Below are 17,007 nucleotides of genomic sequence, written 5' to 3'. Positions count from 1 at the left end.
CGATTCCAACACAGATGAGCCGCAAAAATAGAGGAAGTACACTGGCCAAAACATGATGCAGCCGATAACAAATTGTTATGGAGAGAATTATACGCCCCATCTCAGGTTCGCTGAATGCCTTGCTGGTTCTTGAGGTCGCTGTGCGCCATTCCAGCCTGTCCCGCGCCGCTGAGGAGCTGGGGTTGAGCCAACCTGCTGTTTCAAGACATATTTCAACGCTGGAAAGCCGGTTGGGACAGGCGCTGTTTGAACGCAACAATAACCAAGTCATTCCTTCAGCTGCTGCTGTGCGGCTGGCCGATGCTGTTGCCTTGGGGTTCGGCCATTTGGATCAGGTCTGGACCGAGATTTCGGCACCGACGGACCGGCAAGAGGTAACACTGGCCTGCTCATTCGGCTTTGCTGATCAATGGTTGATGCCGCGCTTTTCGGATCTGCGAGAGTTTTTGGGCGGATCAAAGGTGAGGGTGGTCACCACGGATCAACTGGGCGACATTGACCTCAGCCGACTGGACGCAGCTGTGGTCTGGGACACCGCCGGATTGCCGGACCGACCGTTCATCCCGCTAATCAAATCCGAAGTCTTTCCGATCTGCAGCCCCGACTTTCTGGCCGCGCACCCGGAAGCTGGGGGCAATATCTCTCGGCTGTCGCCATCACTCTTCCTGCATTTCGACGTTAGAGAGTCCGGTTTTCTAACCTGGCAAGGATGGTTCGAGCGTATCGGCCTGCAGGCGCCGTCATTCGCTCGCACATCCGAATTCGACGCCTATCCTTTTCTGCTGCAATCCGTCCGGCGCGGAGAAGGGGTGGGTCTGGGGTGGCATGGGCTGGTCGATCAGGCGCTTGCCAAGGGGGAGATCCTTCGGCTGGGGCCGACCATTTCTGACCGTGATTATTCATATTTTCTGCAACACCGACCGTTCCGCGACAAAGATGGCGCGCTGGCGCGTCTTGTGGACTGGTTCAAGATGGCGGCGTCGGACGGTCCGGCAGACGGCCCCTAGGTGCTCAGCTATTCGCAGCCTCCTCGGGCAGGTCTTCGCTCCACTTTCGCAATGCATCCAGAAACCCCAACGCGGTGCGACCAAATTCGGTGATTTCGTACTGGACCGAGACTGGCGCAGTATCCATCACTTCGCGCTGAACCAGACCATGGGCCTCAAGCTGACGCAGCCGTTCAGTAATCATCTTTTTACTGGCGCCGCCAATTAGACGGGACAGATCGTTAAAGCGCACGGGGCCGTCTTTCAGGTGCCATAGGATGGACCCCGTCCATTTCCCTCCGATGATCCGCATGCCGCGCTCTATCGGGCAAGGCTCTGAACAGGCTTCATAAACTTGCCGCCGCCCGGTTCCATTGTCTTCGATCCGTGCCCGCATCCTACATCTCCGTCGCCTACAAACTAGGTTACCAAAAGTATACTAGTTGCATTTTCTTCATTGGGAACACAACTTCATCACCACGTCGCACAAAGTCAAGCGGCATCAGAGCCAACGAACAAGGAACCAGACATGAGCAACATCCTTATCATCAACGGCACGCAACCCTATGAGTTTGCCCCGGGCCGACTGAACGCAAGTCTGGCGCAAAAGGCACAGGAGGCGTTGGCGCGCAAAGGTCATTCGGTGCGCCTGACGACCATTGCGGACGGTTACGATGTGAACGCCGAGGTCGATGCCCATGTCTGGGCTGATGTAGTCATCATGCAATTTCCGGTGAACTGGATGGGAACGCCGTGGGTATTCAAGAAATACATGGACGAGGTGTACACCGCCGGGATGGACGGACGTCTGAGCACCGGCGATGGCCGCACCACCGAAGCGCCGAAAGCCAACTATGGTATGGGCGGCGGGCTACGGAATACGAAATATATGCTGTCCGTGACCTTCAATGCCCCGCAGGAGGCGTTCAACGATCCGTCAGAGCCCTTTTTTGCAGGTGATAGCGTCGATGATCTGCTGCGCCCGATTCATCTGACCGCAAAATTCCTTGGTATGGAGCAGATGCCGACCTTCGCAGCCTTTGACGTGATGAAAAATCCTGCAATTGAGGCGGACTTCACACGCTATACTGCCCACCTGACCACTGTTTTCGCCGAGGCCGATCATGTCCCAGCCTGATATCCATCTTTACACCGCAGCCACTATGAACGGCTACAAACCGGTAATCTTTCTGGAAGAAGCGGGTGTTCCCTATGACCTCACCGCGATCGATTTCGCGAAACAGGAACAGAAAACGCCGGACTTCCTGAAACTCAACCCCAACGGCAAGATACCAACGATTGAGGATCGGGCCGAAGGGCGGGCGATTTTCGAAAGCGGGGCGATCCTTTGGCATCTGGCTGAGAAATACGGAAAGTTCCTGCCCGCCGACCCGGTCAAACGGTCTGAGGTGATGCAGTGGATGTTCTTTCAAGTTGGCCATGTCGGTCCGATGATGGGACAGGCGATGTACTTTCAGCATATCGCTGCCCCCAACGGCCATGAGGAACCGTTTTCCATCAAACGCTATGTCGACGAGTCCCGGCGGTTGCTTGAGGTTCTCGACAGCCATCTTGAGGGTCGCGAATGGCTTGCGGCAGGGGAATACACCATCGCGGATATGATGATCTATCCCTGGGCTCGCGCGTATGTCTGGGCCCGTGCCAGCGTCGAAGGCCTACCACACCTTCAGGCTTGGTTCGACCGGATCGATGCCCGCCCAGCAGTGCAAAAGGCCCTGACCATTCCCAAGGCAAACCCACATTTCTGGGACACAGAGGCCGATGCCACCGCCTTTGCCAAGGAAAACGCGGCCCGGTTTGCCGGGGATGTCAGGAAAGACTGACACTCAATCCTCAATTGATCCTGTGATCGGGGTCGAAAGCCGCCCGAACGGTTCTATCTGGCCATGCACCGTCGGGCGGCGCGACACAGGTTTGTTCGCACCGTTACAACCATTGCCTGTTTCATTATGGTACTGCATGTGCCTTCTTGGGTCGGCTACTTGATCTTGGGGAGAGCACCGCCCCCCATGACCCGGGCCTGGATGACATATCGTAATGAGTGACACGACACTGGAGCATAAAAGCCTGCGGGCGAAACTATACTGGTGGCTGGAGAGGCCAGACCGCAGTGCGACCGGGCCGTGGCTGCTTGAGATCGCGCTGATCCTACTCATTTCACTCAATGTCACCGCCGTCATCCTTGAAACGGTCGCCTCGATTTACACGCGCTGGCACGTAACGCTGGACCTGTTCGAGACAGTGTCGCTGGTTGTTTTTGTGGTCGAATACGCCGCGCGACTCTGGGTTGCGCCCGAGGATCCAAATTACAAGTCCCGTTGGGATTGGATCAAGTCGCCGCTGGCCGTGATCGACCTGCTCGCGATATTGCCGGCTCTGCTTTATCTGCTTTTTCCCATGGATCTGCGCATCCTGCGGACGTTCCGGATGTTGCGGCTGCTCAAACTGACTCGGTATTCTCCGGCACTTGGGATGCTGTTTGCCGTGTTTGAAGAAGAGGCCGGATCGTTCTTCGCCGGGTTCTTCATTCTGATGGTCATGCTGGTTTTCGCCGCCAGCGGCGCCTGGATCGCTGAGCATGATGCCCAGCCGGAAGCGTTTGGCTCAATCCCTGCGGCCATGTGGTGGGCCATGGCGACGTTGACGACCGTAGGCTACGGTGACGTGACGCCAGTCACTGTGGCTGGAAAGCTATTTGGGGCTTTGATTACGGTGATCGGCATCGGTATGGCGGCGTTGCCCGCAGGCATCTTGGCCAGCGGCCTAAACGATCAGCTACACCGGCGCCGCGCCCGGATGGAGCGGGAATTCCGCGCGGCACTGGAGGACGGTGGTATCTGCGAGGATGAAGAAAAGGAAATCGAAATCCTGAGAAAGCAGTTGGGTCTGTCGCACCGCGCTGCAAATCACATCCGCGAACAAATCCATTCCGAAACGCTATCAGCATCAGGCCGGTGTAAAACCTGCGGGCAAGCGCTGCCGGAACTGGACAAGGCGCCGGACTAGGACGTCAGGCACCCTCAGCGCAGGAACCAGTGTGCAGGATTGTCGTAACAAACGCGCGAAACCAGACCTTCCGCCAGCGTCATGTCGTTGGGCATATGCCCCTCTGCCATCCATCGACCGATCATCTGACAGAGCAGCCGTCTGAAATACTCATGCCGCGGGAAGGACAAAAATGAGCGGGAGTCAGTCAGCATTCCGATAAACCGTGACAGCAGACCCATCTGTGCCAGCTGCGTCATCTGACGCTCCATCCCGTCGAGTTGATCGTTGAACCACCACGCAGTACCCGCCTGTATTTTGCCCGGGTGGCTGCCGTCCTGAAAGTTCCCGGCCGTGGTCACCAGAATTTCGTTTTGCGAAGGGTCAAGTCCGTAAAGAATGGTTCGTGGCAGACCGCCTTGGCTTTCGATCGCGTTCAACAGTGCGTTCAGCGGTGCCGCAATCGCAGCATCGTTGATCGAGTCGCAGCCGATATCCGGCCCAAGCTGGTTGAACAGGCGCGTTTTCGTGTTGCGTAGGGCCCCGATATGGAGTTGCATGACAAGCCCGCGCTGCGCGTAGGCGCGGCCCAGTTCGATCAGGGTCGCCGCCTGAAAATCCGCCTGCTCCCGCGCGGTTGTTGGCCCGCCTCTGCGGGCGCGGTCCAGAATTGCGTCGCGATCCGCACCGGTAAGAGCTTCGATAGCAGCCAGCCGGTCCAACCCGTGATCCGTCGCCTTGCACCCGGCCTCGATGAAAGCGTCCAGACGAACAAGCAGTGCTGCGATCAGATCGTCGAACCCTCGGATTTGAATGCCGGAGATTTCCGACAGCCTGTCAAGATAGGCCCCATAGCCGGGCTTCTCGATCTTGAAGGCCGCGTCGGGACGGAAACTGGGGGCCACGGTGAAGCCCAGATCGGGAATGGCGGCCAATGCCTGGTGTGCGTTTAAGTCGTCGCAGGGGTCATCGGTGGTCCCGATAAAACGCACATTCATCTGCTGCAGCAATCCGCGCGCTGAAAAATCTGATTGCGATAGTTTGGAATTGGCAAGGTGCCAGACTTCGTCGGCGGTTTGAGGGCTCAACACCCCTCGCCAGCCGAAATAGCGGGACAGTTCCAGATGGCTCCAGTGATACAGGGGGTTGCCCAGACAGTGGGGCAGCGTGTCGGCAAAAGCATTGAATTTGTCGCGATAGCTTGCACTGCCGGTAACGCGGGCCTCGGCGATCCCGTTCCAGCGCATCGCCCGCCATTTATAGTGATCACCCTCCAGCCAGATCTCGCCCAGATCGGACCAGACCCGGTCCTGCAAGATTGCTTTCGGATCGAGGTGGTTGTGGAAATCGACAATCGGCAGGGGGGCCGCGACCTCATGATAAAGCCGTTCGGCCTGCGGGGTACTTAGCAGGAAGTTTTCGTTGAGGAATCCGGTCAAGGCTTCTGTTTCTCCGGCTGCATGGTTTGGGTCAGAGAGGCCTGCGCGCCCTGGGTTGCGAGTGTTCGATAGGCGTTGTGAAGCAGGGCGCGAAACTCGGAATTGGCCACCAGACCGGTGGGAAAAACCTGTTCGAGGTCCAACAGCGCGTCGACATAGGTGTTTCCGTCAGCTTCCTTGGCGCAGAGGGTCAAGGTGTCGGCCAGTGGATCCTGAACGGTCAGGGGTGCGCCATCCTCGGCCTGTCCGCGTAGAAATCGCATCCAACCCGCAATCGCCAACGCAGAAATCGGCCAGGGCGTACCGTTGCGCAGGTGGTAGGCAATCGGGGCCAGCAGGCGCTGCGGCAGCTTCTGGCTGCCATCTGCTGCAATCTGGATCGTCCGGTGATGTAGGTGGCTGTTGCTGAACCTCTTGATCAGGCGATCGGCATAGGCGGTCAGGTCGATATGATCCGGAACGCGCAGGGTCGGGGCCTGTTCGCTTAGCATCAGGCGACGGGCGGCTGCTCGGAATAACGGGTCCTGCATGCAATCTGCCACGGTTTCATGCCCTGCAAGCGCCCCCAGATAGGCCAGACAAGAATGCGCACCGTTCAGCATCCGCAGCTTCATCTCTTCAAACGGGGCGACGTCGTCGACGAACTCGGCCCCGGCCAGATGCCAGTTGGGGCGACCGGCGGCGAAATCATCTTCGATCACCCATTGGCGGAACGGTTCGCACAAAATACCGTTGGGGTCCGGGTGGCCCAATATCCGCGTCAGCAGAGCGTGGCTCTCATCGGACATCGCGGGCACAATCCGGTCGACCATCGAGCAGGGAAAAGTGCAGGTGTCTGCGATCCAATCCGCAAGTGCGGCGTCCCGAAGTCGGGCCAGCGCCAGAACCGCCGTGTGGCAGGCATGACCATTAGCAGGAAGGTTGTCGCATGACAGGATGGTTAGGCCGCCGAGCCCAGCCAATCTACGCCGGTTCAGTCCTTCGACAATGGTTCCGATTGCCGTTTTCGGTGATTGGGGGCTCTCAAGATCATAGCGGATACCCGGCGATGACAGGTCGAGCTGATCCCCTGAAAGGCAGTATCCTTTTTCGGTGATGGTCAGCGTGACAATGCCCAAGGCCGGGCTGGCCATCAGTTCCGGTATCGCATTCGCTCCGTCCCGACAGGGATGCAGGGTCTGCGTGATGCAGCCGACCCGGCGGGCGGAGATACCCTGATCGGATGTTGTAACAACAGTGTACCAGCCATCCGCCTGATCCAGAGCACTCAGCTCTTCGGCCCCAGTATTCAACCGCGCCGCAACCACACCCCAATCGGCTTGTGTTTCCGCCAACGCAAGATCGGTATAGAGCAGTGGATGCGCCCGGGCGAAGGCGCCAAACCCAAGATGCAGAATGCGCGGGCGCAAGGCGGCGCGGTCATATTCGGCCCGAACCACCGGGATGTCTAAGCTTTGCAAAACGTCCTCCTGTGCGCTTATTCCTGCATATGAAAACGATGCAGGGCGCCGGACTCATGGCGTTGCCCTTGCACGGTCAGAGCCTGCCCCAGCGGGGTGCGGATTTCCACATGATCGAAATGGGGTGATCTTTCGCCTGATGTCGACCATGACAGGGCTGCCCCGTCAGCATCACCAGAAAGCTCAATCCGGGTCAGGCAAAATTGCCCATCCAGAGCGTCGGTGCTTTGGCCGTCATCGTCATACATCCATGAGGTATAAGGCGCGGCATCTTCCGGGCCGGGAAAGGCCATCAAAACCCTTCGGCCCTCATGCTCGGGCGTGGCCCGTTTGGTGTCTTCTGAAAGAGGCAGCACCGCGCCGCCTCTCACAAAAGCCGGGATGCTGGACAAGGTGACCGGCAGATTGATGCGGGTTCCGCCCGGGTGCCAGGTTTCGGTCTCCAGATGCCACCAGCCACAGGGCCAATCGGGCAGAACAACGGCCCGATGCGTCGCGTCCTGTTCGATGACCGAGGCCACCAGCAAGTCTGGCCCTAGCATGAAGTCGAATTGACGGTCCCGGCAGGTGGGGTCGTTGGGAAAGTCCAGAAACAGAGGTCTGAGGATCGGTTCATGCGCGGTCACTGCGCGGTAAAGTTGGGTATAGAGATAGGGTAACAGGCGATAGCGCAGCCGGATCGCGTGGCGCACGAGGTCAATAACCTCGGGGTGCATCCAAGGTTCATTTACCGTGCCGTCGTCATTCCAGGAATGGATGGTGAATCGCGGGTGGAAAATTCCGTTCTGGACCCAGCGCAGGAACAGTTCTGGATCGGGTTTCGGTCCGGCAAACCCGCCGACATCATGGCCGATGTTGAAAAACCCCGACATACTGAGCCCCAGCCCCATCGGGATATTCCATTTCAGCGTTTCCCAATTGGTGCGGTTATCTCCGGTCCAGGTCTGTGCATAGCGCTGCGTGCCGGGTGCCGCGCAGCGGGAAATCACGTAGGGCCGCCTGTTGGGGGCAAACGCCCGTTGGGCTTCGGCTGAGGCACGGGTCATGAGTTGGCCCATCAGAGGGCGGATTGGTGCGATACCGTGTTCGGAACCAAAACCATTACAGCGGGCGGCGCCGTCCCAGATTTCATATTCGTTATTGTCATTCCAAGTCGAGCCGATCCCGTGCATTAACAGCGCGTCTGTGACATTCGCTTGCCACCAACGGATGGTGCTGGGATTGGTAAAGTCCAGATGGCTGCCTTGCCCGTCCCAGAATTGCGATGCCTCGGGCGCATCCGTATCCGCATCCCGCACAAACAGACTGTCTCGGGCGGCTGCGTCATATTGCGGGTGATCGTCCAGAAGCACAGGTTTGATATTTGCAATCAGGTGGATGCCTTTCTCGCCAAACTCGTCGGCAACCGTGTGAAAACTGGGGAACTTGTCGGTGTTCCAGTTGAATACATAGCGGCGGTTTCCGATCGACGTGTAGCCGGAGGACATCTGAAAACTGTCACAAGGGATGTCGTGTTCACGCAGCTGGTCCAAAAACCCCAGCATCATATCCTGCGCGTTTTCGGCATCGGTGTAAGCCATCGAAGAGGCTGAATACCCCAGGCTCCAGCGCGGCAAAAAAGCGGTGCCTCCGGTCAGCGCCGCCTGCTGCTTGATCACATCGCGCAGGTCCGGCGCCCAACTGACATAAAGGTCCAGGTCACCGGCCTCGGCCCTCCAGAGCCGATAGGGGGCGTGGTAGTTGTCCAGCTCATTTCCCAGATCGAACCAGCTGGTCGAAAGGTTGTCATAGAACAAGCCCAACGCGCCTGACCCGGGGCGTTCGGTGATGGTGAACGGGATGTGCTTGTACAGAGGGTCCGTGCTGTGTGCATCATATCCCAGCGCGTCGAGGTTGCGCATCTCGTACCGGTGCCCACTACGCTCCAGTGGTCCGGCTTTTTCGCCAAGCCCGAAATACCGCTCATTCGGGAAGCGGTGCATGAAATGGGCCACCTGACTGCCGTTTCGAGCGATCTGATAGGCCCCGGTGGTGCGATCCTCGGCCAGAGGCTGCCAAGGCTGTGACGGATCGGCCCGACACTCCCATCGCAGTGCCAGCGGTTCCAGAACGGTCATGCGCAGTTGCTCGGTTTCCAGAACCAGATCGTTGTTCCGATCGACCTTACAGCCGGGGCAAGTAAACCCGCTACGTTCTTCGCGGTGCCGCCCATGCCAAGGGACATCGCCATCAGGCGCGACTGACCAGCTTTTATCCAATTGCCACTGCCCATCCCGCAATAGCTGCACGCGGATCAGATTGTTGTCCAGCACCACAATCTTCATCAGATGCTGATCCTCGACCAACAAGGTCAGGCCATCCCGGTCGTGATGATGCAGGGTCCAGTGACGCAGTGTTTTCATGGCGCCACCTCAATACCCAAGCAGCAATCGCGGCAGGAACAAGCTGATCTGCGGAAAGTAGGTTACGATCAGCAACAGCACCACCAGAACCGCGTAGAACGGCAGCATAGGGCGGATGACCTCGCCGATCTTAACCCCGCCGACCGAGCAACCCACAAACAGGGCTGACCCAACCGGAGGCGTACAGATCCCGATACACAGGTTGAAGGTCATCACCACGCCGAAATGCACCGGATCCATGCCCAGATCGCTGACCACCGGCAGGAAGATGGGCGTGAAAATCAGCAGGGCAGGGGTCATGTCCATGAAGGTGCCGACCACCAGCAGGGCGATGTTGATGATCAACAAGAGCACCAGCGGGTTTTCAGACAGGCCTAGCAGCGCATCCGAGATCGAATAGGGAATATCGGCAAAGGCCATCGCCTTGGACATCGCAATCGAGCACCCGATCATCAGCAAAACGATTGAGGTCGTCACCGCGCTTTCCAGAATGATACCGGGAAGCTCTTTCACCGTGATTTCGCGATACCAGACCAATGCCAGGAACAACGTGTAAACCACCGCCACGGCCGAGGCTTCGGTGGCAGTAAAGATGCCGCCGACGATGCCGCCCATCACGATTACGATCAGGCCCAGCGGCAGCATCGCGTTCAGGGCTTTCTCGGAGGTTTCGCGCAGCGAAGGTCGTTCGGCCACCGGGTATCCGCGCCGTTTTGCGATGATCCCCGCAACCACCATCAGGCAGACCCCCATCAGGATGCCGGGCAGATATCCTGCCACAAACAGTGCCGCGACCGAGGTGCCGTTGGTAATCAGCGAATAGACAATGAAGGTAGAGCTGGGCGGGATTAAAAGGCCCGTGGGGCACGAGGCGACGTTCACTGCAGTGGAATAGGCCGGATCATACCCTTCCTTGCGCTGAAGCGGAGACATGACACCGCCAACCGCTGCTGCCGAGGCAACGGCCGAGCCCGAGATCGATCCGAACATCATGTTGGCGATGACATTGCAATGGGCCAGCGCCCCGGGCAGACGTCCGCCAAGGACCTTGGCGAACTCGATCAGGCGCAGAGCGATGCCGCCGCGGTTCATGATGTTGCCAGCAAGGATAAAGAAGGGGATCGCCAGTAGGGTGAAACTGTCCAGACCCGACGCTACTTGCTGCGCCACGATGTAAACCGACTGGTCGAAGGACATGAACAGCAGGAACGTGGCCAGCGCAGCAAGGCCAATGGAGAACGCAATCGGCACTCCCAATGCCATGAGCAGGGCGAAGGTTCCGAAAAGCGTGGCGACAGATTGAATGTCCATAACGGGCCCCTAGTCCAAAGGTCCGCCGGGGGCGCTTGGTTCCATCCGTTCATTCGGGCCCTGGCCCGTCTGCGCCAGATCAACCACAAACCCCATGCAATAGAACAGGATGGCCAGTCCCGAGACCGGGATAGCGATGTAGACCGTCCCCATCGGCAGCCGCAACGCGGGTGAGACCTGACCAGTCTCAAGCGTGCGCGAGACAAGGTTCCAACCGCCATAGATCATGACCACACAGGCAAACAGCGCGATTGCCCCGATGATGGCCCCATTGACCAACAGGCGCGGTGTCCCGTGTGTTATTGCCGGCAGCAGATCAATTGCAAGATGTCGGCGCTGCCCCAACGTGTAGGCTCCGCCCAGAAGCGCCACCCAGATGAACAGAAAGCGCGCCATTTCATCGGTGACCGTACTAGGGGTGCCCAGCACGTATCGCGAAAAGACCTGCCAGATCACGCAGGCCACCAGAACCGCAAATGCAATCACGATGATAAGGCGCAGCACGGCATCCACAGCCGCAGTCACTTGTTTCATCTATGTCCTCCCAACGGTGCGAAGGTCATTAGCCAGATCGCTCCACCACTGCTCTTGCCTCATGGAAGCTAATTGGTCAACCAATTTATTATTTTTGGTTGACTAATTTTGGATATTGGGCGATCACTTTGGGCGTTGCGGGTCGGCGGGCGGTCCGTGGCACCGAATCCGACCTTATTGATGCAGGTTCCGAACAGCCTGCCGCACCGGCCCGCGATTGGGAGGAGACTATGTCCAAATTCTCGAAGATCACCGCTGCCATGGCTGTCAGTTTCATGGCTTTGTCGGTTGCGGCCGAGGCCAAGACGCTGCGGCTGAACCACAACAACCCCGAAGACCATCCACTGCATAGATCGATGGAGTTCATGGCAGACCGGGTTGAAGAGCTGACCGATGGCGACCTCAAGATCCGCATTTTCGCCAACGCACAGCTTGGCACCCAGCGTGAGTCGATGGAGCTGATGCAGAACGGTTCGCTGGATATGGCGCGGTCGAACGCCAGCGAGTTGGAAGCGTTCGAGGAATCCTATGGCGCGCTGAACCTGCCCTATATTTTCACCAGCGCCGATCACTATTTCAACGTGCTCAGCAGTGATGTGGGCGACGATATTCTAGCCGCTTCTGAAGACAACGGCTTTATTGGTTTGACCTATTACATCGAAGGCGCGCGCTCTTTTTACGCTAACAAGGAAATCCATTCGCCTGCCGATCTGGAAGGCATGAAAATCCGGGTGCAACCAAGCCCCTCTGCCATTCGGATGGTGGAACTACTGGGCGGCAACCCGACACCGATCGCTTGGGGCGAGCTTTACAGCGCGCTGCAGCAGGGCGTGGTCGATGGCGCCGAAAACAACCCGATGGCGCTGACCAGCGCGCGGCATGGCGAAGTGTCCAAGGTCTATTCGGATGACGGCCACACGATGATCCCGTCGGTGGTCATGATCTCGACCCAAAGCTGGAATGATCTGACCGAAGATCAGCAAGCGGCTCTGCGTCAGGCGGCCAAGGAATCGATGCTGTTCCACCGCGAGCAATGGGACGCCATGAGCGCAGCGGCTGTAGAGCAGGCCAAAAACGAGCTGGGCGTTAAGTTCATCGAGGTCGAAAAAGGCCCGTTCATCGAAGCGGTTCTGCCGATGCATGAAGAGGCTGCAGCCAAATCTCCGGTGGTGGCTGACCTGATCCAGCGCATCAAGGCAATGGCCCCTTAAGACAGGATCGGCGCGATGCTTGAACGGTCGGAATTGGCGGAAAACGCGCTTCAGGCGCTGCATGACGAGGCTTATGACGTGCCTCTGAACCCGCAGAACCTGAACGCTGACACGCTGTTGTTTGCTGGCGGTCGGGCATCGCGCCCCCTTGATGGGTTCTGGAATTTCTGTGTCGATCTGCTGGACACCGGGCTGCGCCAGAAATGGTATGAAATGCAGCCCTCGGCCCCCGAAGACCGGACCGAGCCCTGGGATTACGACCCGTTTGATGGTGAAACCGTGCGAGTTCCATCGAACTGGGCCATGCTGAAAGAAAAATGGTATTTCTTCGAAGGCAGCGCCTGGTACACGCGGGCGCTGGATATCGAAGAGATCGACCCCAAACGGCGACAATTCCTACGGGTGGGGGCTGCGGCCTATGCCTGTAAGATTTTCCTGAATGGAGAGTTTCTCGGTAATCACTACGGTGCCTCGACGCCGTTTTGCGTAGAACTGACCGGTAAGCTGCGGCAAGGGCGCAACTGGTTGATGGCATGCGTCAACAACACCCGGACGCTGGACCGCGTTCCGATGCGCAACACTGACTGGTTCAACTATGGCGGTCTTTATCGAGAAGTTGCGCTATATGAAACGCCTGCCACCGTGATCCAGAGGTTCGCCATTCATCTGGTGCCTGATGGCAGCTATTCCCGCATCAAGGTCGAACTGGAGGTAAACGGCCCCGACGCTGGTCTGGCACGTGTAGACATTCCTGAGCTTGACCTGTCGCAGGACATCACGATCCGGAATGGAAAGGGTGAAGCTGAGCTTTCCGCCCGTCCGGCGCTGTGGTCGCCCGAAAACCCGAAGCTCTATGATGTGAGCGTCACTTTGGACGCGGATCAAGTGACCGATAGGGTCGGCTTCCGACAGATCGAACGGCGAGGCACGGATATCCTGCTGAACGGAGAACCTATCTTCCTGCGCGGTATTTCCGTTCACGAAGACGATGCCACATTGGGCAAAGTCACGAATGAGGCCGACCTACGCCGTCGGTTCGACCACGCGCGCGAGCTTGGCTGCAACTTTCTGCGCTTGGCGCATTATCCGCATCATGAACGGGCAGCGGAAATTGCGGATGAGCTGGGCTTTCTGCTGTGGGAAGAAATTCCGGTCTACTGGGCCATCGATTTTGCCAACCCCGCCACCTATCGCGACGCAGAAAACCAACTGCGCGAGTTGATCTTGCGCGACCGCAACCGTGCCTCGGTCATCATCTGGTCGGTCGGAAACGAAAACCCCGACACTGACGCGCGTTTGGAGTTCATGCGCCGTCTTGCCGAAACCGCCAAGGCGCTTGATCCCACGCGCCTGACCTCAGCGGCATGCCTGGTCAACCACAGCCGGAACCGGATCGAAGATCGTCTTGCCGACCATATCGACGTGATCGGGCTGAATGAGTATTACGGCTGGTACGAAGAAGATTTCGAGGATCTGGCCCGGATCGGAGCCAACTCAGCGCCGGAAAAACCCGTGGTGATCTCGGAAACAGGCGCGGACGGGGTGATCGGCTCAAACGGCCCCAAGACTGGGCTGTTCAGCGAGGACTATATGGCCGAGGTCTATCGCCGCCAGATCGATACGCTGCGCCGTCTGGACTATATCAAGGGGATGTCGCCGTGGATTCTGTATGATTTCCGCGTAGAACGCCGCCAGAACAAGTTCCAGAACGGCTATAATCACAAAGGCCTGATCGCCGCCGACAAGCAGACGAAAAAGCAGGCGTTTCACATTTTGGCCGAGTATTACCACCAGATCGCCAACACGACCGACGACCACAATACGGAGACCGCATGAACGACGCCTCTAAACGCCCCTATCAGGAAGTTGCCGCGCAGCTGGTCGAACGGATCGCGCAGGGCGGCTTCAAACCGGGCGACAAATTCCCGACCGAGCGCCAGATCTCGAAAGAGATGGGGATTGGCCGGTCGCTGGTGCGCGAGGCGTTCATCATGCTTGAGATCGAGGGCTATCTGGACGTCCGCAAGGGCTCGGGCAGCTATGTGCGGGATCGTCAGCCTGGCCGTTCGGGCCTGACCGGCGGCGACTACGGCCCGTTCGAATTGTTACAGGCGCGGCAGCTGCTGGAAAGCAGCATCGCCGGGTTCGCGGCCACTACGGTGACCAAGGCCGATATTCTGTCTCTGCGTGAAACGCTTGAGTTGGAGAAACGCTCGATTGAAACCGGTCAAGACGACTATAGCGCGGATCGACAATTCCACTTGCAGATTGCCGAAGCGACACAGAATTCGGTTTTGGTCAACCAAATCGATACGCTCTGGCATTTGCGGGAATCCAGCCCGATGTGGGACAGACTGCATTCGAGGATTTTCGACATCAGCTATCGCAGTCAGTGGCTGGACGATCACGCAGCTGTCCTTGAGGCGCTGCGCCGCCGTGATGCGGAAGGTGCGCGACAGGCGATGTGGCAGCATCTTGAGAACGTCCGGCTGACGCTTCTGGACCTGTCGGATGTAGAAGATCCCGAATTTGACGGGTTTCTGTATTCCAAAACAGTTTCGGGCTAAGCGCGGGGAACAGGGGGCAGACATGCTGGAAAGTTGGCGTTGGTTCGGGCCGAAAGACCCCATTCCGCTGGCCCATGTTCGTCAGACCGGTGCAACGGGAATCGTCACTGCCCTGCATGAAGTGCCCAACGGGCAGGAATGGTCGGAAGTCGAGATCCAAACCCGGCGCGAGATGATTGAGGCGGCGGGGTTGCGCTGGGTCGTGACCGAAAGCATTCCGGTGCACGAGGACATCAAGACCGGCGCGTCGGGCTGGGAGCGTTACGCGCATATCTGGGCAGAAAACCTGCGTCGTCTGGCCCGTCAGGGCATCCGCAACATCTGTTACAACTTCATGCCGGTGCTGGACTGGACGCGCACCGATCTGAACTATGCACTGCCTGACGGGGCGCTGGCGCTGAGGTTCGATTTCGCAGCCTACGCCGCTTTTGATTTGTTTGTTTTGAAACGCGACAGGGCGCGCGACAGTTATACCCCAAAGGATTTAGCCGCTGCTGAAGATTGGTTTGCGCGGGCCGATCAGCAGAAGCTAGACCAGTTGACGCGAACGATCATCGCTGGGCTGCCGGGCTCTGAGGAAAGCTATACGTTGGATACGTTCCGGGCACGCCTTGCAGCCTATGATAGTTGCGATCACGCGTCGCTCAGGCAACAGCTTACCGCGTTTCTGGAGATCGTTCTGCCCGTGGCCGAGGCCGAAGGTGCAAAGCTGTCGATCCATCCCGACGATCCGCCCTTGGACCTGTTCGGCCTGCCGCGGATTGTCTCGACCCAGGCGGACCTGGAGGCCATTGCCGCGATCTCTGCGTCACCGGCATTAGGATTTACGTTGTGTACCGGATCGTTGGGGGCACATTCCGAAAACGATCTGGTGGCCATTGCGCGACTGCTTGGACCGCGCATCCATTTTGCCCATCTACGTGCGGTGAAACGGGAAGACGACTCCCGGAGTTTCCACGAAGACATTCATCTGGCCGGTGATCTGGACATGATCGGTGTTGTGCGCGAAATGATGCGCGTGGAGCGCGACAGCGGCGTTGAAATCCCAATGCGGCCGGATCACGGGCATCGTATCTTGCACGATCAGGAGCGGGACTCAGTCCCCGGCTATCCGGCAATCGGGCGACTGCGCGGGCTGGCAGAGCTGCGCGGAGTCATGCATACCCTGAATGCTGTCGGCATCTGACATGGTGCCCCCGTCCAAAACGCTTTTGTGCATTGGGGAATGCATGGTCGAGATGTCGCCACGGGGCGATGATGCGTTTCATCAGGGGTTCGCCGGAGACGTCTTCAATACGGCTTGGTACGCCCGCAAACTGATGGGCCAGGACTGGCGCGTTGCATTCTATTCGCGGGTCGGCAACGACGCCTTGTCTGACCGCTTCGTGGAGTTCACCAAGACCCATAGTATCGACCCCGGAATGATTGGGCGCGACCCGGACCGGACCATGGGCCTCTATCTGATTGAACTGAACGAGGGCGAGAGGAGCTTCATCTATTGGCGCGATCAAAGCGCGGCCCGGAAGTTGGCATCTGATCCGCAGCAGCTGGAACAGGCGGTAATGGGCAGCGACCTGATCTACTTTTCCGGGATCACGCTTGCCATTCTGCCTGAGCCGGATCGAAAAACACTGACGGGTGCGCTGGAAACTGCACGAGAACAGGGGCGGCAGGTAGCCTTCGATCCCAATATCCGACCAAGGCTTTGGCAAGACGAGGAGGAAATGCGCCACTGGACCGAGGCTGGAGCGCGGGTTGCGGATGTGGTTCTTCCATCCTTCGAAGATGAGCAGGCGGCGTTCGGAGATGCGGATCCCGAAGTTACGGCAAAACGGTACAGCGCTCTCAGCGGTGGCCTCGTCATCGTCAAGAATGGCAAGGGCGACGTCACTTGTCTTGAGCCGGGTTCCACCGTTGTCCGCGTTCCTGTGTTTCAAGTGCAGAAAGTTCGCGATACGACCGCCGCCGGCGACAGCTTTAACGGGGCGTTTCTGGCGTCGCGGGCAAATGGTGAGCCCCTGGAGCAATCTGTGCGTTTGGCTGCAGACAAAGCAGCGGAGGTTATCGGCAGCTTTGGCGCATTGGTTTGAC

At 58.4% G+C, this 17,007-nt stretch carries 15 protein-coding genes; 9 read left to right on the top strand and 6 right to left on the bottom strand.

What is annotated here, in order from left to right; genetic code table 11:
* Positions 1-77 precede the first annotated feature (77 nt).
* Positions 78-1,007 (top strand): LysR family transcriptional regulator, encoded by a 930-nt coding sequence (locus tag ACXAGD_RS21770; RefSeq protein WP_475213997.1) that lies wholly within the window; start codon positions 78-80, stop codon positions 1,005-1,007.
* 4 nt (positions 1,008-1,011) lie between these two features.
* Here ACXAGD_RS21770 and ACXAGD_RS21765 read toward each other — a convergent pair whose 3' ends face one another.
* The gene (locus ACXAGD_RS21765) at positions 1,012-1,383 is read right to left on the bottom strand and encodes a winged helix-turn-helix transcriptional regulator (RefSeq protein ID WP_475213994.1); all 372 of its coding nucleotides are present in this window, start codon (positions 1,381-1,383) and stop codon (positions 1,012-1,014) included.
* A gap of 132 nt (positions 1,384-1,515) precedes the next feature.
* On the opposite strand from ACXAGD_RS21765, the gene ACXAGD_RS21760 reads away from it, so the two are divergent.
* From ACXAGD_RS21760 to ACXAGD_RS21750, 3 genes are all read left to right on the top strand, one after another.
* Complete coding sequence (locus tag ACXAGD_RS21760; protein WP_475213992.1) at positions 1,516-2,124, top strand: NAD(P)H-dependent oxidoreductase; 609 nt, start codon at positions 1,516-1,518, stop codon at positions 2,122-2,124.
* On the top strand, positions 2,111-2,830 hold the full coding sequence (locus ACXAGD_RS21755; protein ID WP_475213990.1) for a glutathione S-transferase family protein: 720 nt from the start codon (positions 2,111-2,113) through the stop codon (positions 2,828-2,830). Before ACXAGD_RS21760 ends, ACXAGD_RS21755 begins: the two co-directional genes overlap by 14 nt.
* Before the next feature lie 214 nt (positions 2,831-3,044).
* Positions 3,045-4,013: an ion transporter gene (locus ACXAGD_RS21750; protein ID WP_475213988.1), complete on the top strand. Its 969-nt coding sequence runs from the start codon at positions 3,045-3,047 to the stop codon at positions 4,011-4,013.
* A 14-nt stretch (positions 4,014-4,027) separates the two neighbouring features.
* On the opposite strand, the gene uxaC is transcribed toward ACXAGD_RS21750, so the two are convergent.
* The 5 genes from uxaC to ACXAGD_RS21725 are packed head-to-tail and all read right to left on the bottom strand — an operon-like array spanning position 4,028 to position 11,138.
* Entirely contained in the window at positions 4,028-5,431 is a 1,404-nt protein-coding gene (gene uxaC / locus ACXAGD_RS21745) for a glucuronate isomerase (RefSeq protein WP_475213986.1), read from the bottom strand.
* Entirely contained in the window at positions 5,428-6,891 is a 1,464-nt protein-coding gene (locus ACXAGD_RS21740; protein ID WP_475213984.1) for a mannitol dehydrogenase family protein, read from the bottom strand. The genes uxaC and ACXAGD_RS21740 overlap by 4 nt, the downstream gene beginning before the upstream one ends.
* Positions 6,892-6,908: 17 nt before the next feature.
* Positions 6,909-9,293 (bottom strand): glycoside hydrolase family 31 protein, encoded by a 2,385-nt coding sequence (locus ACXAGD_RS21735; RefSeq protein WP_475213982.1) that lies wholly within the window; start codon positions 9,291-9,293, stop codon positions 6,909-6,911.
* Positions 9,294-9,302: 9 nt separating this feature from the next.
* The gene (locus ACXAGD_RS21730; protein WP_475213980.1) at positions 9,303-10,604 is read right to left on the bottom strand and encodes a TRAP transporter large permease; all 1,302 of its coding nucleotides are present in this window, start codon (positions 10,602-10,604) and stop codon (positions 9,303-9,305) included.
* 9 nt (positions 10,605-10,613) lie between these two features.
* A complete protein-coding gene (locus ACXAGD_RS21725) occupies positions 10,614-11,138 on the bottom strand; it encodes a TRAP transporter small permease (protein ID WP_475213978.1) in 525 nt (174 codons plus the stop codon).
* A 230-nt stretch (positions 11,139-11,368) separates the two neighbouring features.
* Here ACXAGD_RS21725 and ACXAGD_RS21720 point away from each other — a divergent pair, with 230 nt between their 5' ends.
* The 5 genes from ACXAGD_RS21720 to ACXAGD_RS21700 are packed head-to-tail and all read left to right on the top strand — an operon-like array spanning position 11,369 to position 17,006.
* Positions 11,369-12,349: a TRAP transporter substrate-binding protein gene (locus ACXAGD_RS21720; RefSeq protein WP_475213976.1), complete on the top strand. Its 981-nt coding sequence runs from the start codon at positions 11,369-11,371 to the stop codon at positions 12,347-12,349.
* Positions 12,350-12,364: 15 nt separating this feature from the next.
* A complete protein-coding gene (locus tag ACXAGD_RS21715; RefSeq protein WP_475213974.1) occupies positions 12,365-14,185 on the top strand; it encodes a glycoside hydrolase family 2 protein in 1,821 nt (606 codons plus the stop codon).
* Positions 14,182-14,916 carry an FCD domain-containing protein gene (locus ACXAGD_RS21710; RefSeq protein ID WP_475213972.1) on the top strand — a complete coding sequence of 245 codons (735 nt, stop codon included), beginning with the start codon at positions 14,182-14,184 and terminating at the stop codon, positions 14,914-14,916. Before ACXAGD_RS21715 ends, ACXAGD_RS21710 begins: the two co-directional genes overlap by 4 nt.
* Positions 14,917-14,938: 22 nt before the next feature.
* Positions 14,939-16,102 (top strand): mannonate dehydratase, encoded by a 1,164-nt coding sequence (uxuA, locus tag ACXAGD_RS21705; protein ID WP_475213971.1) that lies wholly within the window; start codon positions 14,939-14,941, stop codon positions 16,100-16,102.
* The gene (locus tag ACXAGD_RS21700; RefSeq protein WP_475213969.1) at positions 16,086-17,006 is read left to right on the top strand and encodes a sugar kinase; all 921 of its coding nucleotides are present in this window, start codon (positions 16,086-16,088) and stop codon (positions 17,004-17,006) included. Before uxuA ends, ACXAGD_RS21700 begins: the two co-directional genes overlap by 17 nt.
* The last annotated feature ends 1 nt before the right edge of the window (position 17,007 follow it).

It is taken from the genome of Ruegeria sp. ABF4_144 (assembly GCF_056160045.1).
Note: the sequence above shows the minus strand (reverse complement) of the source record. Positions and strands in the feature narration are given on the sequence as shown.

Coding starts and splice junctions, on each gene's coding strand:
- ACXAGD_RS21770 (WP_475213997.1), top strand. CDS start 78: ATGGAGAGAATTATACGCCCCATCTCAGGTTCGCTGAATGCCTTGCTG.
- ACXAGD_RS21765 (WP_475213994.1), bottom strand. CDS start 1,383: ATGCGGGCACGGATCGAAGACAATGGAACCGGGCGGCGGCAAGTTTAT.
- ACXAGD_RS21760 (WP_475213992.1), top strand. CDS start 1,516: ATGAGCAACATCCTTATCATCAACGGCACGCAACCCTATGAGTTTGCC.
- ACXAGD_RS21755 (WP_475213990.1), top strand. CDS start 2,111: ATGTCCCAGCCTGATATCCATCTTTACACCGCAGCCACTATGAACGGC.
- ACXAGD_RS21750 (WP_475213988.1), top strand. CDS start 3,045: ATGAGTGACACGACACTGGAGCATAAAAGCCTGCGGGCGAAACTATAC.
- ACXAGD_RS21735 (WP_475213982.1), bottom strand. CDS start 9,293: ATGAAAACACTGCGTCACTGGACCCTGCATCATCACGACCGGGATGGC.
- ACXAGD_RS21730 (WP_475213980.1), bottom strand. CDS start 10,604: ATGGACATTCAATCTGTCGCCACGCTTTTCGGAACCTTCGCCCTGCTC.
- ACXAGD_RS21725 (WP_475213978.1), bottom strand. CDS start 11,138: ATGAAACAAGTGACTGCGGCTGTGGATGCCGTGCTGCGCCTTATCATC.
- ACXAGD_RS21720 (WP_475213976.1), top strand. CDS start 11,369: ATGTCCAAATTCTCGAAGATCACCGCTGCCATGGCTGTCAGTTTCATG.
- ACXAGD_RS21715 (WP_475213974.1), top strand. CDS start 12,365: ATGCTTGAACGGTCGGAATTGGCGGAAAACGCGCTTCAGGCGCTGCAT.
- ACXAGD_RS21710 (WP_475213972.1), top strand. CDS start 14,182: ATGAACGACGCCTCTAAACGCCCCTATCAGGAAGTTGCCGCGCAGCTG.
- uxuA (WP_475213971.1), top strand. CDS start 14,939: ATGCTGGAAAGTTGGCGTTGGTTCGGGCCGAAAGACCCCATTCCGCTG.
- ACXAGD_RS21700 (WP_475213969.1), top strand. CDS start 16,086: ATGCTGTCGGCATCTGACATGGTGCCCCCGTCCAAAACGCTTTTGTGC.